Below are 842 nucleotides of genomic sequence, written 5' to 3' on the forward strand. Positions count from 1 at the left end.
AGTTCGCCGGACGCTTACGCTCCTACAAAGGGCAGCGCCGGCGCTGACATAAAGTGATAGGCCAAGAAAAAGCCCCGCCAGTTCGCACTGGCGGGGCTTTTTCATTCAGCCTTGGCTATCAACCATGATGAGGCTTTTGCTCATCGGCGGTTTCCAGGGCTGGCTCTCCGGCGGCTGCAGCAGCTTCCTGCGCGGCTTTGGCGGCAGCCTCGGCCTCACGTTTGCGACGGCGCACTTCACGCGGGTCGTTCGGCGCGCGGCCGTTGGCCAGCATGACAGTGGCAGGCTCTACCACAGCTGGGGCCGCGACCGGCGCAGGCTCGACAACCACAGGTGCAGGCTCGGCCACTACTTCTGGCTGGGCTTCGGCAACCGGGGCAGGCTGTTCGGCAGCCGGCGCAGCCTCGACCACGGTCGGGGCCTGCTCGATTTCACCGGCTTCGACAGCTGGCGCTTCTGCCGGAGCTTCGACAGCCACGGCCGGCTCGGCAACAGGCGCTTCTTCGACGACCGGTTGTGGCGCGACTTCGACCACTGGCTCGGCAGTTGCCTCGACCACGGCCACAGGCTCGCTGACCGGCTGCTCGACCACTGGGGCCACGGCCACTTCTTCAACCTTGGTGACAACTTCGACTTGCTCGAGCTTTTCAGCCTGCTCAACCGGCTGGGCGGCTTCGCTGTTGTCGGTTGCTGCAGCGGCAACGACGTCAGCGGTGGCGCGCTCGGCCTGTTGGTTGGCCTGGGCCTCGGCATCGCTGCTGATGTTGCTGGTAGCAACCGCTGCAGTTACAGCCAGGCCCGCCGCCAGTTCAGCACCCAGCTCGGTGGCCTGGTGCTGCTGT

1 pseudogene is annotated in these 842 nt (G+C 65.8%); it reads right to left on the reverse strand.

The features are described 5' to 3' along the window. Window positions 1-118 precede the first annotated feature (118 nt). Window positions 119-842: pseudogene (locus tag GYA94_RS23365) on the reverse strand (ribonuclease E); the annotation flags it as partial.

Source organism: Pseudomonas juntendi (assembly GCF_009932375.1).
In the GTDB taxonomy this organism is placed as follows: Bacteria; Pseudomonadota; Gammaproteobacteria; order Pseudomonadales; family Pseudomonadaceae; genus Aquipseudomonas; species Aquipseudomonas juntendi.